The following is a 16,893-nucleotide window of genomic DNA, read 5'->3' on the forward strand; positions in this document are numbered from 1 at the left end:
TTCACCGCGGGGAAGTCGTCAATGGTTTAACCGCAGAGTCATGACAAAGTTGATGGGCGTTTCATGACTTCGGATCTACACTGCGGAGATATGGCGGCCGAGGGCTTTGTCTCGTCGATGGCCCCACCGGCGCTCGTCGTGCGGACCAAGGAGGCCGTCCGCAGACTGCAGCCCGGGGGCTCCTACTCCATCGGCCGTGATCCGGCGGCCGACATCTCGATCGCCGACCCCCGCGTGTCGTGGCGGCACGCCGTGCTGCGCACCGACGACAAGGGTTGGCTCCTGGAGGATCTGGACAGCACGAACGGTACGTTCGCCGGCTCGCGGCGCGTCCGGCGCGCCGGTATCGAGGGTGAGATCGTCTTCCGGCTGGGCAACGCCGAGAGCGGTCCGCCGGTGGCCTGTTCGGTTCCGCCGGTGCTCGACTCGCGCATCGGCGTGGACCGCCGGCCGACCTCCGTCATCCACGTCCCGTCCCGCCCGCTGCGGATCGGTCGGGCTCCGGACAATGACGTCGTGCTGTCCGATCTGATCGTTTCCCGCTATCACGCCGAGCTCCGGAAAAGGGCCGACGGGCGGCACGAGATCGTTGATCTCGGTGGCCACAATGGGACTTTCGTCAACGGGAAAAGGATCAACTCCGAGCCGCTCACCGAAAGTGACATCGTCAGCATCGGGCGGGCCACTTTTCGGCTCGTCGGCGACGAACTCAGGGAGTTCATCGACACCGGCGACGTGTCGTTGGTCGCCCAGGACCTCACCGTGCGGACCGCGAAGGGAAAGGTGCTGCTCGACCACGTCAGCTTCCCGATCCCCGAGCGCTGCCTGGTCGGGGTGATCGGCCCCAGCGGTGCCGGCAAGTCGACCCTGCTCGGCGCGGTGACCGGAACCCGGCCGGCGACCGAAGGCGGTGTCCGATACGACAATCGGGACCTCTACCGCCACTACGCGGAGCTGCGGCACCGGATCGGCCTGGTCCCGCAGGAGGACATCCTGCACACCCAGTTGCCCACCCGCCGGGCGCTGCGGTACGCGGCGGAGCTGCGCTTCCCCGGCGACACGGTCGCGGCGGAGCGGAACCGGCGCGTCGATGAGGTGATCGAGGAGCTCGGGCTCACCCCGCACGCGGATACGCGGATCGACGCGCTGTCCGGCGGCCAGCGCAAGCGGGTGAGCGTGGCGCTGGAACTGCTGACCAAGCCGTCGCTGCTGTTCCTGGACGAGCCCACGTCCGGTCTGGACCCGGGGCTGGACAAGTCCGTCATGGAGATGATGCGCGACCTCGCCCACGACGGCCGGACGATCGTCGTGGTCACGCACAGCGTCGCCAACCTCGACACGTGCGACCGCCTGCTCGTCCTCGTCCCGGGCGGCCGGGTGGCCTACTACGGGCCGCCGGCGGAGGGCCTGGGCTTCTTCGGCAAGGAGAGCTGGGCGGAGGTGTTCCAGGCGTTCGACCGGGAGCCCGACCGCGACTGGGCCGCCGAGTTCCGGATGGCACCGCTGTACACCCGCTACGTCCTGTCCGGCCTGGACGGCGACGCCGAGGTGCACCGTCCGGAGCCGGTGGCGGCGGACCCGCCGCCTCGGCGGCAGGGCCGGCTCTCCCAGCTCGGCACGCTCTGCCGCCGGTACACCGCGGTGATCGGCTCCGACCGCAGCTACCTGGCCGTGCTGGCGGTGCTGCCCCTGGTCGTCGGGCTGCTGATCCGGGCGATGCCGGCGCCGCACGGGCTGACCGACCTCGGCGAGAACGACGACGCGGCGTCGGTGCTCCTGACGCTCGTCATCGGCGCGTGCTTCGTCGGGGCCGCCAACTCCGTGCGCGAGCTCGTCAAGGAACGCCCGATCTACCGCCGGGAGCGGGCGGCGGGGCTGTCCGCCGGGATCTACCTGCTGTCGAAGATCCTCATTCTCGGTCTGATCACCGGGGTGCAGGCGGTGCTGCTCGTCCTCATCGGCCTGGTGTTCCGCCCGATGCCGGCGCACGGCGCGTTCACCTCGCCGTACCCGGAGCTCATGCTGGCCATGGCAGGCCTGGCGGTCGTGTCGATGGCGATGGGCCTGCTGGTGTCGGCGGCGGTCAGCACGTCGGAGAAGACGATGCCGTTGCTGGTCCTGCTGTCCCTGGCCCAGGTGATCCTCTGCGGCGCCCTCATGCCGCTCCAGGGCAAGGCGGGCCTGGAGCAGGTCGCCTGGATCACGCCGTCGCGCTGGGGCCTGGGCGCGGCCGCCTCGACCGTCGACCTCGCGCACCTGCCGCACAAACCGATCGTCGACCGGCTCTGGCACACCGACGCGACCACGTGGGGTACGGACATGGGGGTGCTGGCCGGTATCGGGCTGCTGTTCGTCATCGTCGCCTGGTGGCGTCTCGAGCGCCTGCGCCCGGGCCGCCGCTGACCAGGGCCCGGAGGGCCGATCGACCGGACCCGCGCGGGCCCGGACGGCACGCCTGCTGCCCGTTTTGTCGGGGTACGGTGTGAAGGGTGCGGCTCGGCGAGCATGTGCGCCAAGTCTTCGCGTCATGGCGGCCCGGTCAGGCCATGGTGGCGATCCCGGTCGCGCTCATCGTGCTGATCAGCGTGGCGGACATCCTGTCTCCGACCCACATTCACCTGGGGCCGCTCCTGGTCGTGGCGCCCGCGCTCACGGCGTCGTTCGGCGGGCCTCTGATGACCGGGGCGATCGGTGCCCTGGCGGTGGTGGCGCAAGTGGTGATCGCCTTCCTGCACGGCGGGATCGAGACCATGAACCATCAGGTACAGATCCTCACGCTGCTGGTGGTCTCGGCGTTCGTGGTGGCGTTCCGCTACCTGCGCGACCGCCACGAGCGGCAGCTCAGTGAGGTCCGGTCGGTGTCGGATGTCGCGCAACGCGTCATCCTGCGTCCGCTGCCGCACCGGATCGGCCCGTTGCGGATCGCGTCGATGTACCTCGCCGCCGCGGCCGAGGCCCGGATCGGCGGTGACCTGTACGCCGCCGCGCGTACGGCGGGCGGTACCCGCCTGCTCATCGGCGACGTGCGGGGGAAGGGCCTGGCCTCGGTCAGCGACGCGGCGCTGCTCCTGTGCGCCTTCCGCGAGGCGTCGCACCGCCACGCGAACCTCCCCGATCTCGCGAGGCACCTGGAGGCCAGCGTCTGCCGGAACCTGGCCGAACTCTCCGAGACGAACATCGATGTCGATGAGTGCTTCGTCACCGCGGTGATCGTCGACATCCCCGACGCGGAGCCGGTCGTGCACGTGGTCGACTGCGGCCACCCACCGCCGCTGCTGCTGCGCGGAGACCGGGTCCTGACCCTGGGCTCGGAGCGGCCGGGTGCGCCGCTGGGCCTGGGCGAACTCACGGCCGATGACCACCCGGCCGGGACGTTCTCCTTCGAGCCGGGCGACATCCTGCTGCTCTACACCGACGGCATCGTCGAGGGCCGCGACCGGACGGGAACCTTCTACGCCCTCGCCGAGCGTCTCCGCAGGTGGGCGGGCGAGGATCCCGCCATCATCGTCGCGCGGCTCGAGAAGGACCTCCTCGACCACGTCGGCGGTCATCTGGAGGACGACGCGGCCGCCATCGCGATCGAACGCCTGCCGGCCGCACCCCCCCGCTGACTCACGAGGCCGGCCGGGCCGTGTAGTAGGCCGCGCGGACCGCCCGCAGCCACGCCTCGACGGGAGCCTCGTCGGGGCGCTCCGGGAGCGGGGTGCGGATCCGGGCGAAGTCGGCCTCGGCCTCGGCGAGCAGCTGGCGGGCGACCTCCAGGTCGCCCGCCGCGACCCGGTCGCCGAAGCGGTGGTACCAGCCCGGGTCGTCGAGGCGGATGCGCAGCCGCCCGGTGGCGTAGAGCTCCCGGCCCTGGTGGACGAGCCGCGCCAAGTGCCGGGCGTGCTTGGCCGTGCGCCTGCGGGTGTCGGCGGAGAACGCGCCGTCCCCCCGGTTCTCCAGCTTCCGGAACTGCTGCGAGGCGTAACCGAGGTAGGCGTCCCGGACCCGCTTCGCCGACAGGAAGGCGGCGCGGATGCCGATCAGCTCGTCGCCGAACGCCGTCCGCGTCTCGTACAGGTCGTCGGGCAGCCAGACCAGCTCCATGACGGTCGGGTTGCCGCCCAGGGCGAGGCCGCACCACTTACGGGCCTCGTGCAGGGTCCGGTCGGGGGCGGTCGTCACGATCGACTCGCGCGGAGTGCGCAGCCCGAGCAGGGTGTCGGTCGGCGCGGCGAAGACGCCGAGCCGGTCGACGTCGGAGTCGGCGGTGGCCAGGCCGTACGCGGTGGACCCGACGACGCCCGCCAGCAGAATCTCGGTCATCGGCGTTCCCGGGGGTAGATCATCGGCGACGGCTACGCACCTTAACCGCAGCGCCCCGGTCCCGTCGCGTGAATTATCATCCATGAGACAGAACGCTGTCCCGTATGACAGAACGGACGCACCATGGATCAGGCGGAGATCGAACGGGCGATCGGCGCGGGCCGGGTGCTGCCCGTGCTCAGGACGCCGGACGCCGACGGCGCCGTACGGGCGGCCGAGACGCTGCTGGCCGCTGGCCTCACCGTCATCGAGCTGACCGCGACCACTCCCGGCTGGGCCGGCGCACTGGCCGGGCTGCGCCGGGGGAACCCGGCGGCGGTCCTCGGCGCCGGTACGGTCACGACGGCCGAGGACGCCCGCCGCGCCCTCGACGCGGGCGCGGACTTCCTCGTCAGCCCCTATCCGGCCGAGGCCGTCCGCGCGGTCGCCGCCGAGACCGGGACCGTGTTCCTCGAAGGCGGGTTCACGCCCGGCGAGGTCGCGGCCGCCGCCGGGCGCGGGATCGCCAAGCTGTTCCCTGCGCACGTGGGCGGCCCCGCCTACCTGCGCTCGGTGCTGGCCGTGCTGCCGGGCGCGCGGGTCGTGCCGACCGGCGGGATCGCGCTGACCGACGTCCCGGCCTACCTGGAGGCGGGCGCGTACGCCGTGGGCGTCGGCTCGGACCTGGTCAAGGCGCCCGACCCGGCCAAGGCGGTCCGGGAGCTGCTCGAGGCGGCGAAGTGACCGGCGGCGCCCCCGACGTCGTCATCATCGGCGAGCCGCTGGTGGAGTTCTCGGCGGCCGACCCGCTGACCCGCGCGGAGACCTTCCGGCTCTCCTTTTCCGGCGACGCGCTCAACACGGCGGTCGCCGCGGCGGCCGCCGGCGCCCACGTCGCCCTGGTCACGCGCGTCGGCGAGGACGAGTTCGGCGACCGGCTCGTGGACTTCGCCGCCCGGCGCGGCGTCGACACCCGCTGGATGGAGCGCGGACCGGGGCACACCGGGGCGTACGTCGTCGGCGCCGATCCGCTGGGCACGCGCGCCTTCGCCTACCTGCGCGCGGCCAGCGCCGCGTCCCGGCTGAGCCCGGCCGACGTGGACCGCGCACCGGTCGCGGAGGCCGGGGCGGTCCTGCTGAGCGGTATCACCGCGGCGCTGTCGGACTCCTGCGCCGCCGCCGTCGTGCACGCGGCCGAGAAGGCCCGCGGCACGGTGGTGTACGACCCCAACTTCCGGGGTCGCCTGACGACGCCGGGCGACGCCCGAGCGGTCCTGGCGGAGGTCGCGCCCCGGGCCGCGCTGGTCCTGCCGTCCTGCCCCGCCGACACCTCCGCCCTGCTGGACACCACCGACCCCGAAGAGGCCGCCGAGGCCTGCCTCGAACTGGGGGCGGCCGCCGCCGCGGTCACCTGCGGAGCCGACGGCGTCCACCTCGCGAGCGGAGCGGACCGCCGATGGCTGCCCGCCGTACCGGCCCCGGAGATCGTCGACGCCACCGGCGCGGGAGACGCGTTCGGCGGCGCGCTCACGGCGCGGCTCGCGCGCGGCGCGTCCCTCGTGGCGGCCGTACGCGGCGGCGCGGCGGCCGCCTCGATCTGCCTCGGCGGCCAGGGCGGTACCGGCCGGGTCGCCACGGCCGACGAGATCGAGCGCCTCCTCGCGGCCGGCTGACCCCGGGCCGCACCTCGCGCGCCGATGCGCGCCGGTCGGGCCCGGGCCCGCAGGCGGGGGCGGTCGGTGTGCCGGTCGAGCCGAGGGGCGGGTGAGGTCGGGGGCCGATCCGCATGAGCCGGGTCGGACCGGTATCTGGGCGCTCGGGCCGGGGCGGACCGGTATCTGGGCGCGCGGGCCGGATCGGACCGGTGTCCGAGTGCGCGGGCCGGTGGGACCGCCGGTGCGCCGGTCAGGTGGACGCGGGCGCGGGCACGCGTTCGGGCGGGGCGCCCATGGCCAGCGAGACGTCCCGTGCCGCGGCCACCACCTCGGCGGTCAGGGTCGCGTCCCGCACGTCGATCTCGAACGCGAGCCCGGACACCGAGATGCCGCCCAGCACCGCGCCGGTGTGGTCGAACACCGGTGCCCCCACGCAGCGGATGCCCCGCTCGTTCTCCTCGTCGTCGACGGCGTGGCCGCGACGACGCACCTCGGCCAGGTGTGCGACCAGTGCGTCGACGTCCGTGATCGTGTGCTGGGCGCGCGGCTCCAGCCCGGTCCGCGACGTGATCGCGGCGACCTCCTGGTCGGACAGTTGCGCGAGGATCGCCTTGCCGATCGAGGTGGAGTGCAGGCGCAGGCTCATGCCGACCCGCGAGCCCATCTGGTACGGCCGCAGGCCCTCGAGCTTGCGGACGTACACCGCCTCGTCGCCGCTGCGGATCGCGAAGTGCACGGTGCAGCCCGTACGGTCGCGCAGCGCCTGCAGGGCCGCGTCGGCGTGCTGCGCCGGGTCGAACCGGCTCATCACCTTGCCCGCCAGGGTGAGGATGCGCGGACCCGGGAGGTAGCCGCCGTTGCCGTCGGCGCGGGCGAACCCCCAGCCGACGAGGGACTGGAGGATGCGGTGCACGGTCGACTTGGGCAGCCCGGTACCGGCCGCGATGTCGGTCACCCGGCTGTGCTCGGCCAGTGCCTCCAGCACCGTGAGCGCCTTGTCGATCGAACCGCCGCCGGTCTGCGTCGCCACCACACGGCGAGGATATCCGCAGCGCAGCGGCGTACGGCGGGAGCGGCGCGGGCGGCGGCCCCCGGCCGCAGGTCGGTCCCGCCGCAGGGTCGGCCCGGACACAGACCGGCCCGCACGCAGGTCGGCTCGGGCGCAGGTCAGCCCGGTTGGAGGTCGGGTGCGGCCCGGTAGGCGGCCGCCTGCAGTTCGTAGAGTTGGGCGTACAGCCCTTCCTCGCGTATGAGCTCGGCGTGCGTGCCGTGCTCGGTGACCCGGCCGGCGTCGAGGACATAGATGTGGTCGGCGTAGCGGACGCTCGCGAGGCGGTGCGTGATCAGGACGACCGTGCGGTCCTGCGCGTGGTCACGGATGCGCTCGAACAGGGCGTGCTCGGCGCGCGCGTCGAGCGCGGAGGTGGGCTCGTCGAAGATCATCAAAGGCGCGTCACGGTAGAAGCCACGGGCCGTCGCGATCCGCTGCCACTGCCCGCCGGACAGCTCGTGACCGCCCTCGAACCTGCGGTCGAGCAGAGTGTCGTACCCCTGGGGCAACCGGGCGACGACCTGGTCGGCGCCCGCGGCCCGGGTGGCGTCGGCCAGCCGGTCCTCCTCGGGCGCACGGCCCATGAGGATGTTGTCCCGCACGGTGAGCGGCCATCGCGTGTGGTCCTGGGCGATCACCGCGATGCGCTCACGGAGGGTGTCGCCGTCGATCGCGGAGATGTCGGTGTCGTCCCACCGGACCGTGCCGGAGTCGGGTGCGTACAGACCGGCGAGGAGCTTGGCGAGGGTGGTCTTGCCGGAGCCGTTCTCCCCGACCAGCGCGATCACCTGGCCCCGGCGGATCGTCAGGTCGACGTCGCACAGGGCGGGGGTGCCGGCGCCCGGGTACGTGAAGCTCAGCCGCTCCGCGGTGATGCGGCCGAAGGACTCCGGGGCCGTCGGCGCGCGCCGGGCGGGGACGCGTTCGCGGGCCATCGCGCAGAAGTCGAGGTAGTCGCCGAAGTACAGGCCGGCCTCGTACAGCTTGTTGAGCGCCTGCATCAGGGCGGCGAGGGAGGACTGGCCGGCCCGGATGGCGAGCACGGCCGTTCCCGTGACGGCGAGCGGGATGATCCCCGCGGCGAGCAGGCCGCCGAGTGCCGCGTAGACCAGGCCGGTGGTGGTGCCGGTCAGGAGGTCGCCGGCGACCCTGGTGGCGGTCTGCTGCCGGGCGACGTCGAGTTCGACCCGCTGTTCCGCGTCGGCGATCCGGTCGTACTCCCCGAGGAGGAAGGAGCGCAGGCCGAACGCGCGTACCTCGGCGGCCGGCGGCCGCTCGGCCATGAGGTCCGAGAGCATGTACTTGCGGCGCCGGGCCCGGGACATCCTGCGGAAGGCCAGGTAGCGCATGCGGGCGGCGCGCAGGGCCGCCCACCCGTCCGGCAGGGCCGTGATCAGCAGCAGCGGCATCAGCACCGGGTGCAGCACGCCGAGGGTCGCGGCGGCCGCGACGACGCCCACCGCGCCGGTGAGGACGTTCACCGTCATCTCGACGACGGTCACCGAGTCGGGCACGCCACTGTCCCGTGCCCGCTGCATCGCGTTGTGGAACTCGTCGTCGTCGAACGCGCTGAGCTCGACCCGTGTCGTCAGCCGGAACAGACGCGTCTCGGCCAGCCGTTCCACGCGCGGCTTGAGCCGCAGTTGTGCCCAGCCGGCGGCCGCGAGCAGCCCGGCGCGGACCGCGGTCGCGGCGGCGACGAGGATCAGTGCCGGGAGCGCGGCGCGCACGCGGGCGGCGCTGGGGCCGCCGGCGAACAGCGACTGCAGGACGCCGGTCGTCGCGAGGAGTCCGAACGCGGTGAACACCCCGGCGATGAGGTTCAGGCCGAGCGCGGCGAGCGTGTCCAGCCGGTCGGCCTGCCAGGCCAGGCGCAGGGCGGCGCCGGTCAGGGTGGGCAGCCTGCGTGCCATCGTGACCAGGCCCGCGGACCTGAACCGATCGTCGTGGATCTCCCAGTAGCGCAGCGCGAGACCCGACTGGTCGGCGGCGGGAGCCGTGGTCCGGTTCCTCCGCCGGAATCTCACCGGACGCGACCCGTAGTGATCATGACTACCCAAGCTAGGTGACCGCCGAGGGGATGTAAATAATCTTCACAATCCCGACTTGGTTGGTAGAAGATTCACGCCAAGCCATTATGCCTTCTCCTCAGGAGAAGGCAATGGCGTCAACGACCGGAATTTCGGGTCGTTGACCGGAGCCCATATGGGACGCAAATAAAACCGTCATCGCAACCTGGACAGCGTCCAAGATCGTACTGATAATGCTGGAGGTTGATCATGGCGAGGACGTCGTTTCCCGCGCTCCCGTCCTCGTCATCGATGGGCCCGGGGCACATTCTCCACACCAGGACGGTCGTGTCCCGCGAATCGGTTGCGGCCCGCCCACAAGGCGCCGGCCGAGAAAGGAGTCCGTTATGCCCGCACTCACGCTCGAACCCCGCGACGCAGGTGTGCTCGAGGCCGAGGACCTCGTCATCGACTTCGAAGGCGAGCTGATGGAGCTGCTGCACGGCCCGCAGGCCTGCGTCAACACCTGCAAGCGCACCGTCTGCAGCACCTTCCCCTGCTGCCCGTCCATCAAGTGACCGTCTGAGCGGGCGCCGGTCCGGGCTTTCTCCCGGTCCGGCGCCGACCACGGACGCCGGGACGGAGCGCTTCCGGAGGAGTGGTGAGAGAAAGGCCGTCGGCGTGCCCCGATGGCCTTTCTCGCTGACATATCGCGGTGAATGCGTATCGAGTACTCGCGTGGAGGAACTCTATGGACGCCGCTGTCTCAGATCGCACCGAGGACATGGCGGAGAGGGTCGCTGAAATAGCGGAGAGTGAGGGCCGCGAGGTCTATGTGGACGACACGTGGGTCAGCGTGCACCGGCCCGGCCTGGACCTGCCCGCGCAGGGCTGGAAACTCCACGTGTCCGCGCGTCCCGGCACCCTGGTGGCGACGCTCGACCGGATCCTCCCGCTGCTGTTCCACCTCGACTGCGACTTCAAGGTGGCGCGATCCACCTCGGTGCTGCGCGAGCTGAACTCCGGTGACGTCGATCCGGGGGCGGTCGGCAAGGCCGTGACGGTCTACCCGCCGCAGGACCGCGTGGTGAAGGTCGGGCGGGTGCTCGCGGCGGCGCTCGCCGGGTACGCCGCGCCTCGGGTGCCCAGCGATCGCCGGGTGCACCGGAGTGCGCCCGTCTACTACCGGTACGGGCCGTTCGTCCCGCAGTACCGCGTGGACGAGAACGGCGACTGGGAGCTCGTGCTGATCGGTCCCGACGGCGAGTTCCTGCCCGGCGCGGCCGGTCCGGAGTTCCGCTGCCCGCCCTGGGCGTCCGACCCGTTCCGGCAGGTGACGCCGGGCTCGGCCGCCGAACCCGGCGGCTCCCGACGGCCCGACGGGAAGACCGATGATCCGGGACGGGCCGATGGCTCGGGACGGCCGGGTGGGGAGACCGCCGTCTCGCCGGAGAGCGGCGACGGTGTGCCGGGGGATGGGAACGGTCCGTCCGAGGGCGTGCCGACGCTCGGCGGCCGTTACCGGCTCACGTCCGGCGTGGTCCGCGGCGCACGCGGCAACGTCTACCGGGCCGAGGACACCACCTCGGGCCACCGCGTGGTGGTCAAGGAGGCCCGCGCGTACGTCGGGGAGAACGCCGACGGCATGGACCTGCGGCTGCAGATCCGCAACGAACGCCGCATCCTGCAGGCACTCGCCGGAGTCGACGGCGTCCCCGGCCTGATCGACCACTTCCGGCACGGCGAGGACGAGTTCCTCGTGATCACCGAGGAGGGGAGCCGCGACCTCAACCGCTTCGTCAACGAGCACGGGCTCTTCGCCGACGACCCGCGCGGCGCCGGCCGTGACCTGGCCGTCCTCGCCACGCAGCTCGTCGGTCTCCTCGACGCCGTGCACGCCCGGGGCGTCGTCGTACGCGACCTGTCCCCGAAGAACGTCGTGCTGGACGACGACCTCCGCTGCACGCTCGTCGACTTCGGCAACAGCAGGTACGACGGTTTCCAGATCCCCGGCTGGACTCCGGGCTACAGCGTGCCGGACCAGCACACCGGCCGCCCGTCCGAACCGGCGGACGACTACTTCGCCCTCGGCGGCGTGCTCTTCTTCGCGGCCACCGGCATGCACCCGATCGGCGTCGACTCCGACCCGGCGCGCAACCTCGAGCGCACCCTGATGAGCCTGGCGGCGCTGTTCCCGGGCGTCACGACCGGTGTCCGGGGACTGATCCCCCGGCTGCTCAGCCTCGACCCCGCCGAGCGCACCGCCGCGGCGGCCGACATCCGGCACGGACGCCACCGTACGGGACGGGTGACCGCCGGGGCGGCGCGGGTCGTACCGCCACGGTTCACCCCCGACCTGCTCGACGCGGTCATCGCGCACACGAGGGACGAGTGCGTCCGGTTCGCCGAGAAGACGATGGCGGGCCCGGCGGACCCGCGGCGGTCCGCGCCTCCGGTGACGCACGTGTACGGAGGGTCGGCCGGCCTCGGGATGGAGCTGCTGCACCACCCGGACACCGAGGCCGTGGCGGGCGACCTGGCCCGCTGGACCGCCGAGGTGATCCCGCCGACGCGGCTGCCCTCGGCGCTGTTCTTCGGCCGGACCGGCACCGAGCTGTTCCTGAGCACGGCGCGGCGGATGCTGGGGGCGGATGTCCCCGCCGCCGATCCGATCGAACTCGGTGACGGGGAGCGCGGCGACCACGTGCACGGCCTGGCCGGTGTCGGCGCCGGTCACCTGCTCCTGGCGGAGCTGGATCCCTGTCCGGACCACCGCGCGGTCGCCGCCGAATGCGCGCGGCGGCTGCTGGCCGGGGAGGTACGCGACACGCAGGACGCGGTGGCGCCCGCCCAGCCCGGTACGGGCGTGGCCACCGAGTCCGGCTTCGCCCACGGCGCGGCGGGCATCGCCGCGTTCCTGCTCGCCTACCACCGGGCCACCGGCGACCCTGGAGCCGGCGCGGCGGCCCGGCGGCGGCTGGACGCGCTCGCCGGCGAGGCCGCAGCCCTCGCCCGGGTGCTGCGGGAGCCCGCGGCCCGGCCCATGGGCGCCTCCTGGTGCCAGGGACTCTCCGGCATCGTCACGGCGCTGGTGCACGCCGCGCGGGCGTACGACGAAGAGTGGTACCTCGAGACCGCCAGGGCGGGCGCCCGCGCCTGCCTGGGGATCGCGCCCCAGGCGTGGGTGGTGTCGCAGTGCTGCGGGCTGGCCGGCATCGGCGAGATGCTCCTCGACGTCGCGCTGGCGACCGGGGAGGAGGAGTTCTGGCGGGGCGCCGAGCGCATCGTCGAGCTCATGCTGACCCGGAGCGGCGGAGATCCGGAACACCCCGTCTTCCCCGACAACACCCTCGAAGGGGCCAGCGGCAGCTGGGGGATGGGCACTCCCGGCGTGCTGTCCTTCCTGCGGCGGCTGCGCGACCGCGACGGGGCACGCCTCTGGACCCCGGGCTGGGCCCCGCCGCGCTGACCCCGGCGGCGCCGCGCGGGCCGTTCAGACGAACGGTCCGCGCGGCGCTCGGACCGGCGCCCTGCAGGGTGTTCAGGCCGGGGCCTACGGGACGCTCAGACCGGGCTCTACGGGGTGCTCCGGCCGGGGGTCCTGCGGGGCGCTCGGGCCGGGGCTCGCGGGTGCCGCGTCGTTCTCAGCGCCGGGGCGGCGCGACGACGGCCTCGATCTCGACCGTCAGGTCCGGCCGGGCGAGCGCGGCGACGACCATGAGCGAGTGGGCGGGCCAGTCGCCGTCGGGATACCAGGCGCTCAGGACCTCCTCCCGCGCGAGCCGGCTTCCCTCGAGGTGCTCGGTCCCGGCCACGAACGTCAGCAGCTTCACCAGGTGCTCGGGACCGGCGCCGAGGGAGTCGAGCAGCCGTCCGATGTTCGCGAACGCCTGCCGGGTCTGCGACCGGGCATCCGGACCGGCGAGAGTGCCGTCTTCGGCCACTCCCACCTGGCCGGAGACGAACACCAGCTCGTGGTCGGCCGGCACGGCGGCCAGGTGGCTGTACTGCCCGATCGGCGGCGCGAGGCCGTCTGGGCTCCAGCGACGGATCATCGACGCTCCTGTCATGCGGTTCGGAGATGCCGAGGCTAAAGGTCGCTGATCGGCGGGCTCCCGTCTCGGCGCCCCGGATTTCACATAGTCGAAATTCGGCCGCATGCTGGTCGGACGACGATCGGACGTCGACGGCCGGAACACGGGGGAGGGCCATGCCGGAACGGGAACAGGGCACGGACGGTAAGCCGGTCGCGGAGCCCGGTCGTACGACGCTGCGCACCCTCGAGCGGGGCCTCGTCCTGCTCGAGGCGGTGGCGACCGCCGACGGCACCGCCACCGCCAAGGTGCTGAGCCGCATGCTCGGACTGAAGCTCGGGACCTGCTACCACCTGCTGCGCACGCTGCTCGAGAGCGGGCACCTCGTCAGGCTGCCCGGAGGGCGCTACGACGTCGGCCCGCGCGCCGCGTCACTGGGCCGGCACCTGCGGCGGCGCTCAGCCCCGTCCCCCGAGCTCTCCGTGATCCTCACCCGCCTGCACACCAAGACCCGGGAGACCTCGTACGTCTCCGGGTGGTACCACGGCAGCCTCATCCTCCAGCACTATCTCTCCGACCCGGACGCCGTCCGGCCCGCCGCCCTGGACGTGGGCTACAGCGAGCTCATGCACGCGCGGGCGGGTTCGAAGGCGGTGCTGGCCTTCCTGCCGCGCGACCACGTGACGGCCCTGTTCGACGGGGTGGACCTGACGCCGGTCACGCCCCGGACGATCGTCGACCACGACGCGTTCCTCGCCGAGCTGGCGAAGATTCGGCGGCAGCGGTACGCCCTCGACCTGGAGGAGTTCAGCCCGGGGGTCTGCTGCGTGGCCGCGCCGTTCTTCGACGAGACCGGCCATCCGGCGGGGGCCTTCACCGTCTCGGTCCCGGCCTCCCGGTTCGAACGGCGGCGAGAGTGGCTGACCGCCCAGGTGCGGGAGGCGTCCGTGATGGCGACCGGGCTCCTGCGCACCGGTCGGCTCACCGTACCGACCGTCTGAGGCCGGGACGGCGGGGCTCAGTCGCCGTCCGCCTCGGCCGAGCCCATCAGCCGCAGGCGGCGTTGCGCGCGCTGGTAGAAGGTCGTCTGCCCGAGTCGTACGACGCCGGCCGCGCCGGGCAGCGCCGTCAGGTCCAGGACGTCGCCGGGCGCGAGCCGGCCGATGAGCCGGCCGTCGGCCTCGACGGCGACGGCGCCGCTGGTCGGCAGGATCCGCAGCGCGAGCTTCTCCTGCGGGGACAGGAACAGCGCGCGGTTGAAAGCGGAGTGCGGCGCGACCGGCGTGACGAGCAGTCCCTCGGCACTGGGCGAGACGATCGGGCCGCCGGCGGAGAAGTTGTAGGCCGTGGAGCCGGTCGGCGTCGCGACGACGACGGCGTCGGCGGCGTACCGGACGAAGGGGTTGCCCTCGACGCACAGCTCGACCACGGGGATCCCGTCCCCGGGGACGCGGGCCAGGTCGATGTCGTTGAACGCCAGCGCGTCGATGCCGTTCGCGGTCGCCCGGAGCCCGGTCCGCGGCTCCACGGTGAAGCGGTGCTCGTCGATCGCGCAGAGCGCCGCGCTCAGGTCCGGAATGTCGATCTCGGCGAGGAAGCCGAGGCGGCCGAGGTTGACGCCGAGGACCGGGGTCCGCTGCGGGTAGCTCAGCCGCATGGCGCGCAGCATCGTGCCGTCACCGCCGAGGCTGACGATCAGCTCGGCGCGGCCGGCCAGGGCGTCCGGCTCCACCGGCTCGACGTCGCCGTCGATGCGGGCGACCTCGCCGGGCACACCCAGGACCTGGGCCTTCCGGTCGCGCGCCCAGCCGGTGATGGTGTCGATGACCCCCCTGCAGTTGCGTTCGGGATGCAGGACGAGACCGACAGTCGTGATCAGACCCATAAGTCATTGTCTCAGGACCGGCCCGGCCGTCGTCCATGCCGGTCCGGTCGGCCGCCCGGCTCACGGGGAGGGCGTGGCTCCCGGATCGAGGAGCCGCCGCTTCCGTAACATCACTCTCAGAATCTCCTCACGCCACGTGAATGTACTGTCGCTCATTGCGATCGAGGCCGTATCGAATTAGCCTTCCTCCGGCGATGACCTGCATTACGGCCCATCCTTAATGTCGATTAGCGCCGCAAAGTCAACGGTTCGTCCGGCATGTGGGGAGAGGGGCCCTTCGCCGCCGTCGGGTGGCCGTAGTACTGCTCTCGAGGGGGGCTCCATGGCGCAGAGCACGACCGGATCCGCCGATTCGGGACGACGCCTACGGCGCGACGTCGGTTTCTGGGGACTGATGTTCGTGTCGCTCGGATCGATCATCGGCTCCGGCTGGCTGCTCGGCGCGCTGACGGCCGCGACGATCGCCGGACCGGCCTCGCTGGTGTCCTGGCTCCTCGCCGCCGTGATGCTGGCGATCCTCGCCCTGGTGCACGCCGAGCTCGGCGCGGCCTATCCCATCGCCGGTGGCACGGCCCGGTTCCCGAGCTTCGCGTTCGGCCCGCTGGTCGGCTTCGCGGCGGGCTGGATGGCCTGGATACAGGCGGTCACGATCGCCCCGATCGAGGTCGAGGCGACGCTGTCCTACTCCGACCACATCGGGTGGGTGCGGCACCACATCACGATGCTGCACACCGACGGGACGCTGACCGGCGTCGGCCTGCTGGTGGCGACGGTGTTCATGCTGCTGTTCACGGTCATCAACATCGTCGGCGTCAAGCTCCTCGCCGACTCCAACGGGATCACCGTGATCTGGAAGACGGCGATTCCGCTGCTCACCGTGGTCGTCCTCCTGCTGCTGACCTTCCACGCGTCCAACTTCACGGCGGGCGGCGGGTTCATGCCCTTCGGGGCGCACGGCGTGTTCGCCGCGCTGCCGGCCGGCGTCGTCTTCGCCCTCCAGGGGTTCGAGCAGGCGATCCAGCTCGCCGGAGAGGCCAGGAAGCCGCAGCAGGACGTCTCGCGCGCGGTGATCACGGCCACCGCGATCGGCACGGTCGTCTACATCCTGCTCGAGGTCGCGTTCATCGGCGCCCTCAACCCCGCCCACATCGCGCACGGCTGGGCGAACCCGGTGGGCAAGGGCGACTTCGGCCCGTACGCCACGCTCGCCATCGGGGCCGGTGCCGCCTGGCTGGCGGCGCTGCTCTACGCGGACGCGGTGATCTCACCGGCGGGGACCGGTCTGGTGTACGTCGCCGCGTCGTCCCGGCTCTCGTACGCGCTGGGCCGGGAGAGGTCGGTGCCGCGCGTGGTGGCCAAGGTCAGCCCGAAGGGCGTGCCGATCGTCTCGGTCGTCATCGCCTTCGTCGTCGGGGAGATCGCGTTCCTGCCGTTCCCGAGCTGGCACTCCCTGGTCGGCCTCGTCACCTCGGCGACCGCGATCATGTACGCGTTCGGGCCGATCGCCCTGCGCGCCCTGCGGCTGCGCGATCCGGAGCGGAACCGCCCGTACCGCCTCCCCGCGCACCGCGTGCTGGCGCCCCTCGCCTTCGTCTCCTCGAACCTGATCATCTACTGGTCGAGTTTCCAGGCGGAGTGGAAACTCGGGATCGCCATCCTGTTCGGCCTGGTGATCTTCGCGGCGACCCGGGCGAGGACCCCGAGGGACGAGCGTGCCTCGTTGAAGTGGGCCGCGGCCATGTGGGTCTGGCCGTGGCTGGGCGGCATGATCCTCATCGGGTTCCTGGGCCGCTACGGCGGCGTCAAGGTGCTGCCCGAGTGGGTGGACATCCTGACGGTCGCGGTGTTCTCCCTCGCCGTCTACCACCTCGCCGTGCGGATCGCCGTGTCCAGCCGCGAGGTCGGCGCGGCGGTCGCGGCGGAGGAGGCCGAGATCGAGTCCGAGCCGGAGCTCAACGTCGCGTGAGCACGC

Annotated in this window: 13 protein-coding genes; 8 read left to right on the plus strand and 5 right to left on the minus strand. The window is 72.6% G+C overall.

The window, feature by feature from the left end; genetic code table 11:
- Window positions 1-90: 90 nt before the first annotated feature.
- A complete protein-coding gene (locus ABD978_RS06020) occupies window positions 91-2,403 on the plus strand; it encodes an FHA domain-containing protein (RefSeq protein WP_345349658.1) in 2,313 nt (770 codons plus the stop codon).
- Window positions 2,404-2,489: 86 nt separating this feature from the next.
- Window positions 2,490-3,611: a PP2C family protein-serine/threonine phosphatase gene (locus ABD978_RS06025; protein ID WP_345349661.1), complete on the plus strand. Its 1,122-nt coding sequence runs from the start codon at window positions 2,490-2,492 to the stop codon at window positions 3,609-3,611.
- A gap of 1 nt (window position 3,612) precedes the next feature.
- Here ABD978_RS06025 and ABD978_RS06030 read toward each other — a convergent pair whose 3' ends face one another.
- The gene (locus ABD978_RS06030) at window positions 3,613-4,308 is read right to left on the minus strand and encodes a nucleotidyltransferase domain-containing protein (protein WP_345349668.1); all 696 of its coding nucleotides are present in this window, start codon (window positions 4,306-4,308) and stop codon (window positions 3,613-3,615) included.
- Between the two features lie 123 nt (window positions 4,309-4,431).
- On the opposite strand from ABD978_RS06030, the gene ABD978_RS06035 reads away from it, so the two are divergent.
- Complete coding sequence (locus tag ABD978_RS06035) at window positions 4,432-5,031, plus strand: bifunctional 4-hydroxy-2-oxoglutarate aldolase/2-dehydro-3-deoxy-phosphogluconate aldolase (RefSeq protein WP_345349671.1); 600 nt, start codon at window positions 4,432-4,434, stop codon at window positions 5,029-5,031.
- Window positions 5,028-5,960 (plus strand): sugar kinase, encoded by a 933-nt coding sequence (locus ABD978_RS06040; protein WP_345349674.1) that lies wholly within the window; start codon window positions 5,028-5,030, stop codon window positions 5,958-5,960. The genes ABD978_RS06035 and ABD978_RS06040 overlap by 4 nt, the downstream gene beginning before the upstream one ends.
- Window positions 5,961-6,192: 232 nt before the next feature.
- Here the strand turns inward: ABD978_RS06040 and ABD978_RS06045 are convergent, their stop codons facing one another.
- Together ABD978_RS06045 and ABD978_RS06050 are read right to left on the minus strand one after the other, a co-directional pair.
- Entirely contained in the window at window positions 6,193-6,975 is a 783-nt protein-coding gene (locus ABD978_RS06045) for an IclR family transcriptional regulator (protein WP_345349677.1), read from the minus strand.
- 134 nt (window positions 6,976-7,109) lie between these two features.
- A complete protein-coding gene (locus ABD978_RS06050; protein WP_345349680.1) occupies window positions 7,110-9,020 on the minus strand; it encodes an ABC transporter ATP-binding protein in 1,911 nt (636 codons plus the stop codon).
- A gap of 389 nt (window positions 9,021-9,409) precedes the next feature.
- On the opposite strand from ABD978_RS06050, the gene ABD978_RS06055 reads away from it, so the two are divergent.
- Both ABD978_RS06055 and lanL read left to right on the plus strand, forming a co-directional pair.
- Window positions 9,410-9,580 (plus strand): SflA family class IV lanthipeptide, encoded by a 171-nt coding sequence (locus ABD978_RS06055; protein ID WP_345349683.1) that lies wholly within the window; start codon window positions 9,410-9,412, stop codon window positions 9,578-9,580.
- A gap of 173 nt (window positions 9,581-9,753) precedes the next feature.
- Entirely contained in the window at window positions 9,754-12,471 is a 2,718-nt protein-coding gene (gene lanL, locus ABD978_RS06060; protein ID WP_345349686.1) for a class IV lanthionine synthetase LanL, read from the plus strand.
- Window positions 12,472-12,646: 175 nt separating this feature from the next.
- Here the strand turns inward: lanL and ABD978_RS06065 are convergent, their stop codons facing one another.
- A complete protein-coding gene (locus ABD978_RS06065) occupies window positions 12,647-13,057 on the minus strand; it encodes a RidA family protein (RefSeq protein WP_345349689.1) in 411 nt (136 codons plus the stop codon).
- A 155-nt stretch (window positions 13,058-13,212) separates the two neighbouring features.
- Here ABD978_RS06065 and ABD978_RS06070 point away from each other — a divergent pair, with 155 nt between their 5' ends.
- Window positions 13,213-14,037 (plus strand): IclR family transcriptional regulator, encoded by an 825-nt coding sequence (locus ABD978_RS06070; RefSeq protein ID WP_345349692.1) that lies wholly within the window; start codon window positions 13,213-13,215, stop codon window positions 14,035-14,037.
- A gap of 17 nt (window positions 14,038-14,054) precedes the next feature.
- Here ABD978_RS06070 and ABD978_RS06075 read toward each other — a convergent pair whose 3' ends face one another.
- Window positions 14,055-14,921 (minus strand): NAD(+)/NADH kinase, encoded by an 867-nt coding sequence (locus ABD978_RS06075; protein ID WP_345349695.1) that lies wholly within the window; start codon window positions 14,919-14,921, stop codon window positions 14,055-14,057.
- A 322-nt stretch (window positions 14,922-15,243) separates the two neighbouring features.
- Between ABD978_RS06075 and ABD978_RS06080 the strand changes: the two genes are divergently transcribed.
- Window positions 15,244-16,887, plus strand: a complete 1,644-nt coding sequence (locus ABD978_RS06080) for an APC family permease (RefSeq protein ID WP_345349697.1) — start codon at window positions 15,244-15,246, stop codon at window positions 16,885-16,887.
- Window positions 16,888-16,893 lie beyond the last annotated feature (6 nt).

It is taken from the genome of Actinoallomurus liliacearum, assembly GCF_039542035.1.
Taxonomy (GTDB): Bacteria; Actinomycetota; Actinomycetes; order Streptosporangiales; family Streptosporangiaceae; genus Actinoallomurus; species Actinoallomurus liliacearum.